The following is a 14,938-nucleotide window of genomic DNA, read 5'->3' as shown; positions in this document are numbered from 1 at the left end:
CACATCACGGCGCAGAACGTTTCGCGGCGCGCGGCGGTGACGAGCCAATCGTGCAGATCACCGCCGACATTCGCGTGAAGCGCAGTCGTCTTGTGAACCCTCATCAGGCCTTCCCCTGCCTGCGCCGGGTTTCCCAGCCCTTCTTTGCCGCCGCCGAGCGCTTCTCGGCGTTCTGGCTCGAGCCGCCTTTGCGGCCTCCCTTACGCGAGCTTTCGTGATTTTCTGTCTTGCCGCGACCCGAGCCAGATTTCTTGCCCCCGCCCGACTCCTTGTTAACCGTGGCCCAGGCACGCCGCTCGGCTTCCTCTTTGCCGACCCCGCGGTCTTCGTAACCTTCTTCGATGTGCTCGGCCTTGCGCTTCTGCTTGTCGGTGTAGCTGGACTTGTCGCCACGGGGCATCGTGCTTCTCCGTTGCCCCACCCTTTCCTCACAACGCCGAACAGGCCGCTAAAGTCTCATGGTTGCTGCTCATCCCACCGCACCCATCATTCCGGCCGGGACGCTGTCGCAGGCCTTCACCTGAAGGCACACTCGGCAAGCGCCGTTACGACCGCCACAGGCCAACCCTGTCGAATGAACGACGACGGCTCTCAGGGCCTCGCTAGAAGCCGCCGCATGACCGCTATAAGTGCAAGCGCCCTTCCCCGAACTTAATCGCGTTTCACGACGAGGCTGTCTTGCCTTCGGAAGGCTGGAGCAATGCCTTCACAACGGTGGCGACACTTTCACTTCGGCTGGGCTTTTCGATGATTGGCACTTCGGGAAATTGTTCATGAAGTTCGTGGGTATCGTATCCCGATGCGAAGGCCCAGGGGATCCCGCTGAGACTGAGCTCGTTGGCGACGACCTCGCAGGTCCCCTCGCCCAAAATGAGATCGAGGACCGCCGCATCGACAGCATCCGACCAGATCAACTCCAACGCCGCCTCGCAGTTCGAGACGGGGCCCGCCACCTCGTAGCCGAGCGCCTCCAGGGTCTCCTGAAGCTCCATCGCGATTAGCGGCTCATCTTCCAGAATGAGGATTCGAGGATCATGGGCGGGCATCGTGCAATCATGCACAAGCAGCGTTTAAAGGCGAGCAACTTAACGCGATTTGCAGCATACTGAAGGCGCTTTGTCTCATTGCTGCGCCCATCTCGCTCCCTCCGAGACCAACACGTCGCCCCACCCAATTTCAGCCCGCAGAAATCGGAAAATATTGCGCCAGCTCGTCCAGACTGGTCGCGGCATTTCGATGGTGAACGAACACGCCGCCCACCTCCTCCCATAAAGGTCGATGTCGTTCCTGATCATCGACCAGAACATCGCCTTCCTTCGCGTGATTTCGCTTGTCACGCGCCATCGTCGTAATGATGCGTGTCCCGGGAAAATGCTCGGCAGCCCAGCGCACCTTCTGGTCAGCTGCCCAGTTGCCGCGCGGCAATCCCGTAAGAATGATCGGGTTCAAATGCCTGACCGCTTCGAACAGCAGCATCGCATCCGGCATTAGCGGCAAATCAAAATAGAAGTCCGGCGCCTGCGCTAACTTCTGCCAGAATCGGCCCAATCCATGTCGCTCTTCGAACGCCCTTGGCGCAAGCCCCAGGATAGCGGTCGCACCCTTGTCGAAATCGGCGAGCACGCCGTCGCAGTCGAGGTAGAGTTGCCTCACTGAAACAAAGCCGGAGCGAGCACTACAGGGACAGGCTCTCCGAGCGGAAGCCATCCCTGCTTGGCAATGACGTCGTTGCTTTCTTGGGCGCGTCGCCCGTCTGCAAGCGACCAGGTAATATGATAGGTGCTGCCATCTGGTCGATCGGTGACGCCATCGATCGCCACGACCAAGGCTTCGACGCCAGCACCGTCCGACGCATGACCCACGACTGCAGCCGGCAGTTGGTCAGGCAAGCGGGTATCCGATGCAACCTTCGCGGCGAGCGTCACGTGATCGGCTATCGTCCGTGAGAACTTTGGCACAAACTGTTCCAGCAGATGCTTGCGATCATCTTTGACGAGCTTCCATCCGACGACATGGTGCCCGCGATGGGCAGTCGCGACGATTTGAGCAGGATCAGCCATACAGAGTGAACCGCGGCACCCCTTGGCCGTTCCCAAACCATGCATCGACTGTCGCTTTGTCAGGACAGAGTGGCAGCCGCAAAAGTGCAGGGCTTCCCATTACTTCGGCCTATGCGATCTCGTGATATTTTTTTCGTACCTTGGCGATGTCCACCGACGGCGGGGGTATTGTCAGCCCCATGTCCTTCATCGCCGAACTGACGATCTTCGAAATGGCCAGATTGCGGTACCACTTGTGGTTTGCGGGAATGACAAACCAAGGTGCTATCTTCGTGCTGGTCCGCTCAAGCATGGCCTCGTTGGCTTGCTGAAATTTCCCCCAGAGCTGCCTGTCTTCGTAGTCGTCCTCGCTGATCTTCCATTGCTTGCGCTTGTCCTCGAGCCGACGCCGAAAGCGATCAAGTTGTTCTTGAGCATCGATGTGAAGAAAGAATTTCAAGATCTTCGTACCGTTCGATGCGAGCAGGGCTTCGAAAGCGTTGATCTGCTCGTAGCGTCGCTGCCAGGTCAAAGGCGATACCAATTCACGTACCCGCTCGACCAAAACCGCTTCGTAATGGGAGCGATTGAAGACCGCGATCTCGCCCTTGGCGGGCGCTCGGCGGTGGACCCGCCATAGAAAGTCGTGAGCGGCTTCGATCTCGGTCGGCCGCTTGAACGATGTCACGACGACACCTTGCGGATTGAGGCCGCCAAGAAGGTGCTTGATCAGACCGTCCTTGCCTGATGCGTCAGGACCCTGGAGGACAATGAGCAACGAGGCTTCGGCATTGGCGTAGAGCAGACTTTGAAGCTTCGCCAAGCGTGCGATCACCCTCTTGGTCTTTTGCTTCGCCTCGGCGCGATCGAGCCCGCCCACAAAGCCTGCTTCCAAATGATCGAGTTGGATCTTCGCACCGGGCCGGATTCGAAACTGATTGGAGAAGCTCATACTCGCCGTCCGTCGATGCCGCCCTTTAGACTAGACCGCGCCGGTTCCGCCGTTGGCACCGAATACACTACCCGTCGTGAAGCTCGTGTGATTGTCGGCGAGTACGACGTAGAGGCTGGCGAGCTCGGCCGGCTGCCCCGCCCGCTTTAGCGGCGTATCCTGACCAAATTCGCCGAGCTTGCCGGGTAGTTGCCCGCCAGCAACCTGCAAAGGCGTCCAGACCGGGCCTGGCGCGACAGCGTTGACGCGTATGCCCTTGGCCGCGAGCTGCTTGGCGAGTCCCTTGGTGAAGATCTCGATCGCGCCCTTCGTCGTGGCATAGTCGAGCAGTTCTTCTCCGGGATTGAAGCTGTTGACGCTTGCCGTGTTGATGATGCTCGACCCGGGCTGCATGCGAGCGGCCGCCGCTTTGGAAAGCCAGAAAGGCGCATAGACATTGGTTTTCATCGTTCGGTCGAATTGCTCGGACGTGATCTCGGCTATCGACGACTTCGACTGCTGGTAGGCGGCGTTGTTCACGAGAATATCCAGACCACCGAGCTTCTTCGCCGCGTCTCCGATCACTTTGGTGCAGAACCCTTCGTCCGTCAGATCGCCGGGCAATAGAACAAGGTCGAGGCCCTCGCTCTCCAGCAATTGCCTTAAGTCCTGAGCGTCCGGGTCTTCTCGCGGATGATAGTTGATGGCGACAGCAGCACCCTCGCGCGCGAAGGCGATGACGGCGGCACGGCCGATGCCGCTGTCCCCGCCTGTGACAAGCGCCCTTCTTCCCCTCAACAACGTCTGCGGAGCATAGCAGGCTGCAAAAAATTCCGTCTCCGGCACCCCGACGATATCGCAGGTACCAAATCTCGCTCGCAAATCTTCGATGCGGTTGAGCAACGATGTCTGGGCAGGCGGCTCAGCTTTCGCCGCTGATACGCACGCCGCTACCGGATTGATATCCAAGCCGAACGCCTGGCGGCCTAACAGAAGACTTTCGAAAATGGTCGTGCCTCGACCACTAAATGGGTCAAATACGATCTCCCCGGGATCGGTGAAAGCCAGCACATAACGCTCGACAAATCCTGGCGGGAACATCGCGAAGTATGGGCAGATCGAATGCAGCGGATGCACAGTGCTCATGCCGCCAGTCTCACTGCTTCGGAAGCTGTCCGAGACCAGGCGAAGAGATCGTCGAGCTTATCAACGGCCTCCTTCATTGACGGTTGAACATCACGAAGCGCTTCGATGCACCACCTCACTATGCGCAGCCGATCGATGATCACTCCCATCTCTGCCTCATTCTGACGGTAAAACCCTTGCATTGCTTCCTCGGTGCGTAACCGGTGACCGTTTTCCTTTTCAGAATACAACGGGAATGGTGTCAGCAGGGCTGGAATCCAATTCTTCGACGGTGCCAGCGTGTAATACGAATCCATCCGGTGGACCTTGCCCGTCACAGGCTTTCCCACCCAATCCATCCCTGAGGCGCACTGCCCATACATGATAAGCTTTGCTGGCCTACCATCGTGGTGGGCTCGCCAAGCGATCACGTCGATACCACGGTCTTTCGCGTAGAGGGTTTCGCCTGGCGGGGGAGCCGGGGCAGCGGTTCCTTGCAGCAGTCCAGCGACCTTACGAATTGCATCCATAAACGGAGTCTCATCCGGTCGAGGATGGCCGAACCAATAGGCATCTCCGCTCATGTAGCCCGCGGCCGCGATGGTGGCGCAAATCTGGAAGGCGTTACCCATGTCGGGGTCTGCACGTATCTTCGCCGCCTTTGCATCGATTAAGCCGCCTCGGACGCCTGTCATATACAAGCACGCGATGTATATTGCGCGCGCCTGTTCGACGATCGGATCGTCAGCTTCTGGAGACACCGAGAGGCTGAGAGTGCGCTTGCCGATTTTCAGATCGAAAGGATAGGCGGCGCCGAGGACACGCTGACGATGGGAAACCTCCTCGAAAACGGCGTCCAGCGCCCTTTCGGTTGCCGGGTCCAAGATGTCGGGGTCTTCTTCCGGCAACGCCAGGTCGTCTTCGGCGGCAACCGCCGCCCGATCTTCCAGGATGTCGTTGGCTGTGGCGATGTCGCCGTCCGTCGCATATTGCTGAGGACGTGCCAGCGCCAGTATCTCAAGCCAGTCTGCAGAAAGTGAGAAGGACCGCTGCATATCCGCAGCGACGAGGGCGCCGCTCACAGGTCGTCGTCCAATCCTTCGAGTTGTGCGCGCTTGTCCCGGAAATTCTTAAAAGATCCCGCGCAGCTCCCCACAAGCGCTGACCTAATTCGAAGGTGCTTGCCCGACCGTCGAATGAGCTGACGATCGCGGCAGCACTCTCAGTGTGACGAACAGCCTGAATTAGAGAATTTTCCAGCCTGGTTTGCTGGGGCTCCAGCTCCTCGTAAGCAACACTCAGGTTGCGCGTGGACATGAGCATTTCGCGGGTTCGTTCGTTGCCGATCACGTCCGCCAAGCGGTTTAGATCGGGGTTTTGCGACCGGACCACTGCTGGCTCGCGCTCGCCTTGGCCATACAGCCACGACATTAGCTTTTGAAGACGGTCGACGTTTTGGTCAGGCACGGGCGCAACCGTCTCGTCCTCTTGCAGCTCCAACCATTGTTTGATCGATGACCGCGTAAGCGCCGTATAAAGATGCGAGAAAGCGAACCTTCGCGCGGTGCGCTGCTCAGGGTCGAAACCTACGCTGAGAGCCTGCTTGTAGACGCGATACCCCTCCACCAAGCGGGTGACGGTGTTGAATGTATCGCCGAGCGACTGACTGATCTCTTCCAGGGACGCGCCATCGGCGTGTCAGTCAGCCGCATACTTCGCCTTAGACATGGCATCCCACTTCTGGGGACCGTTGATATGCTGAATCCGATAAATTTTCGCGCTTCTGCTGCATCATTTACCAGAACCGCGCGGATTTCCTTAGGCGTCGCGGCAGCGTTCGGCGTAGCGGGTAGTTTGATACCAAGCTTCTCGCGAAGGGGGGTGTGATCAGGCGCAGAGCGGCGACGCGCCGATTACCTTCCAGCACAACGTTATCGCCGCGCTTTACCACAATAGGCTCGAAGTCCATAAAACCGGAGTTCAAGATAGAGAGCAGCAGCTCCGGTAAATCTGCATTGGCATACAGATACTCAATCATCTCTGCCTCTTCAGAGAAGCTGAGATCGACAAATCGCGGATTATCCAGATCCAGCTTGAGCTGGTCGACCACCACCGGGCCTATCTCATGGCCTGCGGCCGCTGGCATTTCTACCCCCTTCATATCATCGTCGGCCGTCGATCACACGGCACAGCGAGTTTCTACACACCTCTCCGTCGCGGCGAAAGAGGATTGAACAGAGCAGCATCCCGAACGGCCCAACCGCCTGTCCGGATAGCTGCCAAGCTCTAACGGAGCCGTAGGTCGTGGACCTGAAAAAGCGCGCTCGAACTAGCGTCCGCTTCTCGCAATTTGGCCGTTGAGTCCGGTCAGTCGCCTACGTCGAACGCTGCCGTCGGCTGGCCGGCGGCGGCAGGTGAACGAACGGCAGCTTCCCGGTTTTCGCGCAGAAACCAGGAAAGTCCGCGACGTCGAACATAGGCGCCGTCAGCTTGTTCGGCAGTGCGCCAGTCCGGGCATCTTTATCGGGTCTCGTTTGGACAGAAACTTGGCGAGCCCAATCCTCTCTGCTATCGAACGAGAGCGTTGCGCAAAGGGCAGCGCCGGGACTGGTAATCCCGCACATGAAATAACTCGGACACCTCGGTTTCCGGGGTGTTGTCGCGCATGTCCAGACCTTCCGGTTAAAGGCGGCGACGCATGTCATGTGCATGTTACCAGCTCCGGCGGCTCCCGCGCCTAGCGTGCGGGGGCTCGGGACTGTTCCGCATATGCCCAAGAGACCATGCTCTTGCGCTCGACCGAAGCTTCGCCCCGGCCCTCATCATGAAAGGCCGAGCACACTTTCCAGGCGAGATAGCGCTTCAAAGGGTCCTGCATGACTTCGAAACGCCCTGGACTTGCCGGCGGTTCACGGAAGGGGGAGCGAAGTGAACGATCACCTTTCTCCACCGGCCGGGCGAACCTCCGGCCATTGCCATCGTTACTGTTTCATCAAGGAGACAGCGATGGCGCAGGGTTCGCTTGGGTTGCCGTTTCAGAGTTCGTTCGCCACCCGGAGATGGTTGGCTCGGCCGTCCCGGCGAGCGCGCGCATGGTCCGGCGCATGCTCGCGCCGCTCGACTGGCACAGGATCCGGGTCTTGGTGGAATATGGTCCAGGCACGGGCCGGTTTACCTTCGAGGCGCTGAAGCGGATGCGTAGCGACGCAGCGCTTGTGGCGATCGAGACCGGACAAGGCTTCGTCGAGGCGCTTCGCAGTCGCTGCGATGATCCTCGGCTCATCGTCGTGCGAGGAACGGCGCAAGACGTCAATCGCAACCTCGCCGAGCAAGGTCTGGGGGAGGCCGACTGCATCCTCACCGGTTTGCCGTTCCCGACCCTCGAGGCGCAAGAGGCCGACGCCATCATCCGCGAGTCCATAAGGGCGATATCATCGTCCGGGGTCCTGGCAGCCTATCAGATGCGCAGCGCCATTCGCCCGCTGTTGAAACGTTACTTCGCAAGTCTCCGCTCCAGCTACGAGTGGTGGAATGTCCCCCCTGCCACCTCTACTGGGCGCGCGGTAAGCGGCACGGATCCTTGATGGCGGCGAGATAACGCGGCCGCGGAGCCGAACCGAGGTATTGCAACGGATCGGCGCAATGCGCTCTCAATTGCGCGCCGATGCCCGGTCGCGTGAAGTCGCCGCACTCATCCTGCGGCGACCGCGCCCCTCGCTCGATGGCGTCCCGCTCGCACTTGTGCAACACGCGGCGGTGGATCTGCTCCCAGGATGGGCGAGACGCTTGCACCGGCTTACCGGATCGGGACCTGCCCGGTCACTGGTCGCGGGCGGGACGTTGACGCTTGCTCGGACGCTACGCTGGGCCTTTAGCTGACAGGCGTGGAGAGCCGATAACTGCCGATGCAGACGTGTAATCGTCGCCGTTCGCAACCATGTGCGGTCCTGGACGAAATGCCATCATCGTTCAGCCCAGATTTACGCCAGTGACTGGGCGATCAGGCAGGCACCGTTCCCATCGAAAACGACCTCGTCAAAGTCCTTGGCAAACCCGCAACCGCCAGGCAGCACGGTCTCGCCCGCGATCTTCGCCATGCCCTTGCGGGGAATCACGAGCAGCGGGCGCGCGCCGTAGCGCATAGCGGCATCCTCATTAGGCAGGCCCTCGATCTGGTCGAGCCTAAACAGCGGCCCCTCGACCAGGGTCACATCTTCGCGATCGGGCACCGACAGCTTAAATTCGTCGGAATAGGGCTGGCCCTTGGCGACGGCCACACCCTCGTCGAGATGCAGTTCGCGCGGGCGGCCGTAGTCGTAGAGCCGATAGGTGATGTCGCTGTTCTGCTGGACCTCGATCAGGCTCACCCCCGCGCCGATCGCGTGGACCGTGCCCGCGGGAATATAGAAGAAGTCGCCGGGGCGGACGTCGTGCCATTGCATCAGATCCTCAATTGAACCGTCCTGCGCCGCCGTGCGCAGCGCCTCGGACGAAAGCGGCTGCTTGAAGCCGATGCCCAGCTTCGCCTCGGGCTCGGCATCGATGATCAGCCAGCACTCCTCCTTGCCCTGCCGGCCGAGGCCCTTGGCCAGGGTCTCGGCGTCCGACGGGTGGACCTGCACCGACAAAGCCTCGCTGGTGAAGATGTACTTGACCAGCAGCTGAGGCAGTACGGCCGGCGGCTCGAACCAGATCTCGCCAATGCGTTTGCCGTCGGATGAAGCAAACGGTGCGGGAAGCCTTTCCCTGCCCCACGGCTTCTCCACCTCCCGGATGGGCAACACGGCACTCATTGGTTAACCGCCCCCGACAGCTTGCCGACAAGCTGGGCGCCCGCTGCCGTAGTGACGAGCACCTCATCGCCATCGACCACGACGATCACGTTCTCGAGCCCGATCACCGAGACTCGCGGCCCATCGCTGTCGACGAGGACATTGCGGCAGTCGACGAGCTCGACGTGTCCAATCGCGACGTTGCCTTGTTCGTCTCGCGCACGCGCTTCGTGGAGCGCCTGCCAGTTGCCGATGTCGGACCAGCCCATCTCGGCGGGGACCATCGCCGCGCGGCTCGTGTTCTCCATCACCGCGTAGTCGACCGATTCGCTCTGCACCTCGGCGAAAGCCTCGGGCTCGGGATAGAAGCGGTGGTTGTCGTCGACGCCGCGTTCGACCGAGCGCCGCACCGCGTCGAGGATCGCCGGGCGGTGCGCTTCGAGCTCGGCCAGGAAGTCGCGCGCGCGGAAGGCGAAGATGCCGCCGTTCCAGGCATAGATGCCTGCGTCGAGAAAGCCCTGTGCGCGCTCGCGATCGGGCTTCTCGACGAACTGGTCGACGCGGAAGCCGGTCTCGTCGATCGCCTCGCCGCGCTTGAGATAGCCATAGCCGGTCTCGGGCGTCTTGGCTTCGATCCCGAAGGACACCAGCCAACCCTGCCCGGCCAGGGCCGCGGCGGCGTGGGCCGCGGCGACGAAGGTATCGCAATCGGCGATGTGGTGATCGCTCGGGCAGACCAGCATGATCGCGTCTTCGGGCACACGCAGCGCCGCCAGCGCGATCGCCGCGGCGGTGTTCTTGGCCGCGGGTTCGACGATGACCCGCGCGTCGGGCGCGCCGGCCAGTTGGTCCTCGACATGCGGCAGATGCGCCGCGCCGGTCACCACGATCGCCGACGCGAAGTCGGCGTCGGGCGGGCAGCGCCCCAGCGTCGCTTCGAAGAGCGTACTGTCGCCGATCAGCGGCAGAAAGGGCTTCGGTTTCACGGCACGACTGCGCGGCCACAAGCGAGTGCCGCTGCCGCCGCAGAGGATCACGGGAACGATTCGGGTCATCGCCCCTAGAATGCTCGACCTCGGTGATGGCTCCCGGCTATTGCAGTTTCTTCAGGGCGCCAGACTTCACGTCTTTCCATAGATTTGGAACCGGTGGGTGCCCGCCTCTTTTCCGATGATCACGCGTTGATCTGTAGGCGTACCGCCATCATCCCAAACGGGTAGAAGCGTCGCACGCGCCCGGGAAAACCATCGCATTGAAAGCGCCGTCAGGATGACCGACGCCACCCTTTCATCACGATCTTGTCAACGACCCCTCGGATGCCAAAAGTCGCATTCAGCGCAACTGACTGTCCTTGCTGCCGCGCCGGTTTATTCCGGATACGCGTACCGCGCCGTCGCGCGTAGTCTGGCAGGGGATACAGGTTCGACTGGAAGGCTGCGCCTGTCGCCGCGCCTCCGGGATCTCCTCGCCGCAATCCTCGCAATATCGCGTACCCGCTCCGGCAGCGAGCCGCGCCCTGGCAAGCTCAACTGCGTCGTGGACCGTGTCTTCGATCTGGTCCTGCACGGCGCCGTCCTGCGCCCAACCATTTGCCATATCAGCCTCCTCTTGCACAAACGCGAGGGACACGATTTGGTGCCGCACGATCGGGCGGATGGCTGACCAACGCCGAAGCCATTCGCCTGCCTGTCGAAGCGAAAGACGCTTTCGGGCGTTTTACATCTCTCCGCCGAGCTGCTTGACCCCATGTCCTTCCGCTGTTTTCTTGGTCGTCACCAGCCATCGAACCTTCGATGTCACGCGCAGGCGATGGAACGCTGCTGGCAACATGCGAGCGCTGCAGAGTGCCTCTCGAACGGAAGTCCACCGGGTCCTGGCAGGCAAGGCCGCCGCTCTATGACCGGCACGGCGCAAAGACTTGAGCGTCTCGGGCAGTGCTCATCATGCCGCTGTTCAGGCCCCGCTCTGTGCCATCTTCAACTGCCGCCTGCCCGAGGGCTGGTAGGCACGTCATCCTTGAACGGGCAGCCGATCCTCGCGAGAAATCAATCGGTACGCTTCATGCATTCGGCTTTGCGGTCCTGCCCGCGCGGGTCCGAAGGCGCCGCTCGTTTCTAAGGACCTGTCGCCGCACCGGCGCCATCGCGTCGCCTGGAAGGTTCACCAGTGCCGACCATGCATCAAGATTGCGTGTTCCAATGGCCGCCCAGTCCGCTGGGCCAAGAACGGTTCCGGCCATGAGCCTCGCGAAATCGCGCGAGTTCGCCTCGCATGCCAGCCTAAGGCTGCGCGAAACGGCGGCAAGTTTGCGCTGCGAAAGCCCGAACGTTTTGGTCTTTTCCTCGACTATGCTAAACAGCTCCGGATAGTCGGCTGACCAAGGATCCCGGACTGCTGCTGCGACTAAGGGCATTCGGGCAGCTACGACTTTTCGGGCGCTCATTGCCGTGTCAATCATGTCGTTCTGGGCCTTTGCCAGAGCGAGCGGCCAAAGCCACAATGCGGTCAATCCGTCCATTCGAGATGATCACCCTTGTTTGTGCGCTGCAACATCAACGCGCGATGGTGACAATAAGCTCCCTCGGTATATGGACCGAGCCGGTTCGCCGACGATGCGACCGGCTGACGATTGCTTTGCTATTAAGGAGCAGCGTCGCTCCCTTGGCGGCGTGCTTCCGCTGCTGCGTCAAGCAGGCTTTGACCGGTGCGGCTTGCAGCATCAGGGGTCATCGTCACCGCCAGGGCACCGGGCCCTTCGAGTATGACGAGCCCTTCTTCGGCGACTGCATAGCCGGGCTCGCTATGCGGGTGGGGTACGGCGGGGTCGGACATGGCGATCAATCCTTCGCTGCAAGCGCGCCTGCCGCGCTGTCGTCGATGTAGAGATAGGTGGGATCGAATTGTCCCCGTTCGGCAAGCCGCCTTGGATCGAGAATTTCAACGAGCGAGGAGCGGAAGAGGCAGAGGCGCTCCTCGCGCAGCGCGCGGATCACGCGGTTGACATGGACATTGGTGAGACCGCAGATCTCTGCGAGATCATATTGGGTCAGACCGAAAGCAAAGCGCCTGCCGTCGCTCAGACCTGCCAAGACCAACCGTGCATTGGTCTCGCAAAGGAAATGCGCGACCCGGCCGATGCTGTCGAGCCGGCCAAGCCGAAAAAGCCAGGCGCGGTGAATGGCGGCATCGAGCAAGGTGGCATACCAAAGCTTGCGCGCCAGGTCCGGAGCTTCGCGTTCGATCTGTTGCAGGGCCGTGTGCGGGACGATCGCAACGGTCGCTGCGGTCAAAGTCGCCACGTCGTGGTCCAGCGTCTTCAACGGGAAACCGTGAAGATCAACGAAATCGCCGGGTACATGGACCGCCATGAGCTGCCGCAGCCCGCGCCGGTCGTCGATGTAGCGACAGAGGAATCCCTCGACCAGGAGAGTGCTTTCCGACAGCACATCGCCGGCGCGCACGAGGCGCTTTCGCGCTTCGACGACGCGGACTTCTTCGATCGCTTCTTCGAGACGCGCGCGTTCGGCGGTCTCCAACCTGACACCTCGGCGATCGCGCAAGAACCGATCGGTGAACATTCGACAGCGAGGCTCCCTCAAACGCACGCTAACGTAACGGCCGGGCCGGCGCGGCGTTGCACCCCGCCGGCGTAATCGTCTTGATCCAGGTTAACTTTTCCTGATGCCGAGAAACCCTCCTTCGCCGCGGGTGTTAGCGTCCCATCGGTGCTGCCGCTGATTTTCGGATCGCGGGCCCGTGCCAACCGACCAGCGACGCTCACGAAGGATCACGCCAATGGCCAAGAAGCCGGTACCCGCCAAGAACCCTGCCACCGCGAAAACTGGTGTTACCCCTGCCATGCTCGGCGGTGCCGACGTCGGCGGCGAGTCTCCGCAGAAGTCGTCCCCCATCCCCGCCGACGCTGATCTGTCACAATCCTTCGCCGAGCCGCAAGGCACGGGCGGTGAGACACACCAGGTGGCCGAAGGCGAAACGGCGGTCCTCACCACGCAGCAGGGCGTTCCGGTTGCTGATGACCAGAACAGCCTCAAGCAGGGCGCGCGCGGGCCGACGCTGCTCGAAGACATTCATTTTCGCGAGAAAATCTTCCATTTCGATCATGAGCGGATTCCCGAGCGCGTCGTCCACGCTCGCGGTTACGGGGCGCACGGCTTCTTCGAGCTGACCGAGAGCCTGTCCGACGTGACCCGGGCCGACATCTTTCAGCGGGTCGGTGAACGTACCCCGGCCTTTGTCCGGTTCTCGACTGTCGCCGGGTCCAAGGGCTCGTTCGATCTCGCCCGCGATGTCCGCGGCTTCGCGGTCAAGCTCTACACACAAGAGGGCAACTGGGACCTTGTCGGCAACAACATCCCCGTGTTCTTCATCCAGGACGCGATCAAGTTTCCCGACCTCGTCCATGCCGCCAAACCCGAGCCCGACCGTGCCTTTCCCCAGGCCCAGACCGCGCACGACAATTTTTGGGACTTCATCAGCCTGACGCCGGAATCGATGCACATGGTCATGTGGATCATGTCCGATCGCACGATACCGCGCTCATATCGGACCATGGAAGGCTTCGGGGTCCATACCTTCCGCCTGGTGGACGGCGCCGGCAAATCGACCTTCGTCAAGTTTCACTGGAAGCCGAAGCAGGGCCTCCAGTCGGTGGTCTGGAACGAGGCGGTCAAGATCAACGGCGCCGATCCCGATTTCCATCGCCGCGACCTGTGGGATGCGATCAATGGCGGCGATTTTCCGGAATGGGAGCTTGGCGTCCAGCTGTTCGATCAGGCTTTCGCGGACAGCTTCGATTTCGACGTGCTGGATTCGACCAAGATCATTCCCGAGGAGGTGCTCCCGGTGCGCCGCGTCGGCCGGCTAGTCCTCGACCGCGTCGTCGACAATTTCTTCGCCGAGACTGAGCAGGTCGCGTTCTGCACGCAGAATGTCGTGCCGGGCATCGACTTCACCAACGACCCGCTGCTCCAGGGCCGCAATTTCTCCTATCTCGACACCCAGCTCAAGCGGCTCGGCAGCCCCAATTTCACGCACATTCCGATCAATGCGCCTAAGTGCCCGGTCGCGCATTTCCAGCAGGACGGGCACATGGCGATGACAAACCCCCAGGGACGCGTGAACTACGAGCCGAACTCGTGGGGCGCCACGATCGGCGGTCCTCGTGAGGATCCGGTTCGCGGGTTCAGCAGCGTTGCCGAAGAGGCCGATGGCGCGAAGCTGCGCATCCGCCCGGAGAGCTTCGCGGACCATTACAGCCAGGCCCGTCAATTCTTCGTCAGTCAGGATCCGATCGAGCAGAAGCACATCGGTGATGCCCTGGTCTTCGAACTCAGCAAGGTCGAGCGTCCCGACATCCGGTCGCGGATGGTCTCGCACCTGCGCAACATCGACGAGGGATTGGCCGCAACGGTAGCCGACGGCCTTGCCCTGCCCGAGCTCCCGGAGCCGGCGCAGGCAGCGGTGCCAACGCGCACGGACCTTGCGCCTTCCGACGCACTCTCGATCGTCAAGAATGGGCCACTCGATTTCAAGGGCCGTAAGCTCGGGATCTTCCTCAGCGACGGCGCCGAGGCATCGCTCTTTACCGCCTTGGTGAAGGCGGTCGACAAGGTCGGCGCGGTCTACGAAGTGATCGCGCCCAAGATCGGCGGGGTCACGCTGTCGGACGGCACGAAGGTCGCCGCGAAACAGAAAATCGATGGCGGGCCTTCGGTGTTGTTCGATGCGGTCGCCCTGATCGTTTCAGAGGAAGGCGGCGCTCTGCTCGCCGGAGATGCCGCAAGCCAGGACTTCGTGCGCGACGCCTTCGGCCATGGCAAGTTCATCGGCCTCACGGCCGCAGCCCAGCCGATCTTCGAGAAAGGCGGCATCGCCGACGACCTCGACGAAGCCTGCATCCCGTTAACGAGCGCCAAGGATGCAACGGCCTTTGTCGAGGGCCTCGGCAAGCTGCGTCATTGGCCGCGCGAGCTCAAGGTCGACCTGGATGCCAAATGAGGCTCAGCGGGCGCCAGCGAACGACGATGAGCAGCCGCGCCCGCTGCCCTCAC

Annotated in this window: 16 protein-coding genes; 3 read left to right on the top strand and 13 right to left on the bottom strand. The window is 61.5% G+C overall.

The features are described from left to right. Positions 1–103 precede the first annotated feature (103 nt). The 8 genes from OLX23_RS23450 to OLX23_RS23415 all read right to left on the bottom strand — a co-directional run bounded on the left by OLX23_RS23450 (position 104) and on the right by OLX23_RS23415 (position 6,241). Positions 104–400: a plasmid stabilization protein gene (locus tag OLX23_RS23450; RefSeq protein ID WP_264447709.1), complete on the bottom strand. Its 297-nt coding sequence runs from the start codon at positions 398–400 to the stop codon at positions 104–106. Positions 401–662: 262 nt separating this feature from the next. After that, positions 663–1,046: a response regulator gene (locus OLX23_RS23445; RefSeq protein ID WP_264447708.1), complete on the bottom strand. Its 384-nt coding sequence runs from the start codon at positions 1,044–1,046 to the stop codon at positions 663–665. Between the two features lie 130 nt (positions 1,047–1,176). Next, on the bottom strand, positions 1,177–1,653 hold the full coding sequence (locus OLX23_RS23440; protein ID WP_264447707.1) for a hypothetical protein: 477 nt from the start codon (positions 1,651–1,653) through the stop codon (positions 1,177–1,179). Next, positions 1,650–2,060 carry a hypothetical protein gene (locus tag OLX23_RS23435; protein WP_264447704.1) on the bottom strand — a complete coding sequence of 137 codons (411 nt, stop codon included), beginning with the start codon at positions 2,058–2,060 and terminating at the stop codon, positions 1,650–1,652. The genes OLX23_RS23440 and OLX23_RS23435 overlap by 4 nt, the downstream gene beginning before the upstream one ends. 109 nt (positions 2,061–2,169) lie before the next feature. Next, positions 2,170–2,991 carry a PPK2 family polyphosphate kinase gene (locus OLX23_RS23430; RefSeq protein WP_264447703.1) on the bottom strand — a complete coding sequence of 274 codons (822 nt, stop codon included), beginning with the start codon at positions 2,989–2,991 and terminating at the stop codon, positions 2,170–2,172. A gap of 30 nt (positions 2,992–3,021) precedes the next feature. Further along, positions 3,022–4,116: an SDR family oxidoreductase gene (locus OLX23_RS23425; RefSeq protein WP_264447702.1), complete on the bottom strand. Its 1,095-nt coding sequence runs from the start codon at positions 4,114–4,116 to the stop codon at positions 3,022–3,024. Then, complete coding sequence (locus OLX23_RS23420; RefSeq protein ID WP_264447701.1) at positions 4,113–5,177, bottom strand: hypothetical protein; 1,065 nt, start codon at positions 5,175–5,177, stop codon at positions 4,113–4,115. Before OLX23_RS23420 ends, OLX23_RS23425 begins: the two co-directional genes overlap by 4 nt. A gap of 713 nt (positions 5,178–5,890) precedes the next feature. Then, complete coding sequence (locus tag OLX23_RS23415) at positions 5,891–6,241, bottom strand: hypothetical protein (RefSeq protein WP_264447699.1); 351 nt, start codon at positions 6,239–6,241, stop codon at positions 5,891–5,893. 946 nt (positions 6,242–7,187) lie between these two features. Here OLX23_RS23415 and OLX23_RS23410 point away from each other — a divergent pair. Both OLX23_RS23410 and OLX23_RS25875 read left to right on the top strand, forming a co-directional pair. Further along, positions 7,188–7,679, top strand: coding sequence for a class I SAM-dependent methyltransferase (locus tag OLX23_RS23410; RefSeq protein ID WP_264447697.1), 492 nt, complete (start codon positions 7,188–7,190; stop codon positions 7,677–7,679). Further along, positions 7,672–7,974 carry an oxygenase MpaB family protein gene (locus OLX23_RS25875; RefSeq protein WP_413629934.1) on the top strand — a complete coding sequence of 101 codons (303 nt, stop codon included), beginning with the start codon at positions 7,672–7,674 and terminating at the stop codon, positions 7,972–7,974. The genes OLX23_RS23410 and OLX23_RS25875 overlap by 8 nt, the downstream gene beginning before the upstream one ends. 101 nt (positions 7,975–8,075) lie before the next feature. Here the strand turns inward: OLX23_RS25875 and OLX23_RS23405 are convergent, their stop codons facing one another. From OLX23_RS23405 to OLX23_RS23380, 5 genes are all read right to left on the bottom strand, one after another. Beyond that, positions 8,076–8,888 carry a class I mannose-6-phosphate isomerase gene (locus OLX23_RS23405; protein ID WP_264447696.1) on the bottom strand — a complete coding sequence of 271 codons (813 nt, stop codon included), beginning with the start codon at positions 8,886–8,888 and terminating at the stop codon, positions 8,076–8,078. Next, positions 8,885–9,922, bottom strand: coding sequence for a mannose-1-phosphate guanylyltransferase (locus tag OLX23_RS23400; RefSeq protein WP_264447695.1), 1,038 nt, complete (start codon positions 9,920–9,922; stop codon positions 8,885–8,887). The genes OLX23_RS23405 and OLX23_RS23400 overlap by 4 nt, the downstream gene beginning before the upstream one ends. A gap of 277 nt (positions 9,923–10,199) precedes the next feature. Beyond that, entirely contained in the window at positions 10,200–10,463 is a 264-nt protein-coding gene (locus OLX23_RS23395; RefSeq protein ID WP_264447694.1) for a DksA/TraR family C4-type zinc finger protein, read from the bottom strand. A gap of 463 nt (positions 10,464–10,926) precedes the next feature. Next, positions 10,927–11,385 (bottom strand): hypothetical protein, encoded by a 459-nt coding sequence (locus OLX23_RS23390; RefSeq protein WP_264447693.1) that lies wholly within the window; start codon positions 11,383–11,385, stop codon positions 10,927–10,929. Between the two features lie 319 nt (positions 11,386–11,704). Next, positions 11,705–12,445: a Crp/Fnr family transcriptional regulator gene (locus OLX23_RS23380; RefSeq protein ID WP_264447691.1), complete on the bottom strand. Its 741-nt coding sequence runs from the start codon at positions 12,443–12,445 to the stop codon at positions 11,705–11,707. A 280-nt stretch (positions 12,446–12,725) separates the two neighbouring features. On the opposite strand from OLX23_RS23380, the gene OLX23_RS23375 reads away from it, so the two are divergent. Then, a complete protein-coding gene (locus OLX23_RS23375; RefSeq protein WP_413629933.1) occupies positions 12,726–14,885 on the top strand; it encodes a catalase in 2,160 nt (719 codons plus the stop codon). Positions 14,886–14,938 lie beyond the last annotated feature (53 nt).

It is taken from the genome of Novosphingobium sp. JCM 18896 (assembly GCF_025938095.1).
GTDB lineage: Bacteria > Pseudomonadota > Alphaproteobacteria > Sphingomonadales > Sphingomonadaceae > Novosphingobium.
The sequence above is the reverse complement of the archived record's forward strand: the minus strand, read 5'-3'. Positions and strand labels throughout refer to the sequence as shown.

What these genes read in the sequence shown, in the direction of transcription:
- OLX23_RS23450 (WP_264447709.1), bottom strand. Translation starts at nt 400, where the DNA reads ATGCCCCGTGGCGACAAGTCCAGCTACACCGACAAGCAGAAGCGCAAG.
- OLX23_RS23445 (WP_264447708.1), bottom strand. Translation starts at nt 1,046, where the DNA reads ATGCCCGCCCATGATCCTCGAATCCTCATTCTGGAAGATGAGCCGCTA.
- OLX23_RS23435 (WP_264447704.1), bottom strand. Translation starts at nt 2,060, where the DNA reads ATGGCTGATCCTGCTCAAATCGTCGCGACTGCCCATCGCGGGCACCAT.
- OLX23_RS23430 (WP_264447703.1), bottom strand. Translation starts at nt 2,991, where the DNA reads ATGAGCTTCTCCAATCAGTTTCGAATCCGGCCCGGTGCGAAGATCCAA.
- OLX23_RS23425 (WP_264447702.1), bottom strand. Translation starts at nt 4,116, where the DNA reads ATGAGCACTGTGCATCCGCTGCATTCGATCTGCCCATACTTCGCGATG.
- OLX23_RS23415 (WP_264447699.1), bottom strand. Translation starts at nt 6,241, where the DNA reads ATGCCAGCGGCCGCAGGCCATGAGATAGGCCCGGTGGTGGTCGACCAG.
- OLX23_RS23410 (WP_264447697.1), top strand. Translation starts at nt 7,188, where the DNA reads ATGGTCCGGCGCATGCTCGCGCCGCTCGACTGGCACAGGATCCGGGTC.
- OLX23_RS23405 (WP_264447696.1), bottom strand. Translation starts at nt 8,888, where the DNA reads ATGAGTGCCGTGTTGCCCATCCGGGAGGTGGAGAAGCCGTGGGGCAGG.
- OLX23_RS23400 (WP_264447695.1), bottom strand. Translation starts at nt 9,922, where the DNA reads ATGACCCGAATCGTTCCCGTGATCCTCTGCGGCGGCAGCGGCACTCGC.
- OLX23_RS23395 (WP_264447694.1), bottom strand. Translation starts at nt 10,463, where the DNA reads ATGGCAAATGGTTGGGCGCAGGACGGCGCCGTGCAGGACCAGATCGAA.
- OLX23_RS23390 (WP_264447693.1), bottom strand. Translation starts at nt 11,385, where the DNA reads ATGGACGGATTGACCGCATTGTGGCTTTGGCCGCTCGCTCTGGCAAAG.
- OLX23_RS23380 (WP_264447691.1), bottom strand. Translation starts at nt 12,445, where the DNA reads ATGTTCACCGATCGGTTCTTGCGCGATCGCCGAGGTGTCAGGTTGGAG.
- OLX23_RS23375 (WP_413629933.1), top strand. Translation starts at nt 12,726, where the DNA reads ATGCTCGGCGGTGCCGACGTCGGCGGCGAGTCTCCGCAGAAGTCGTCC.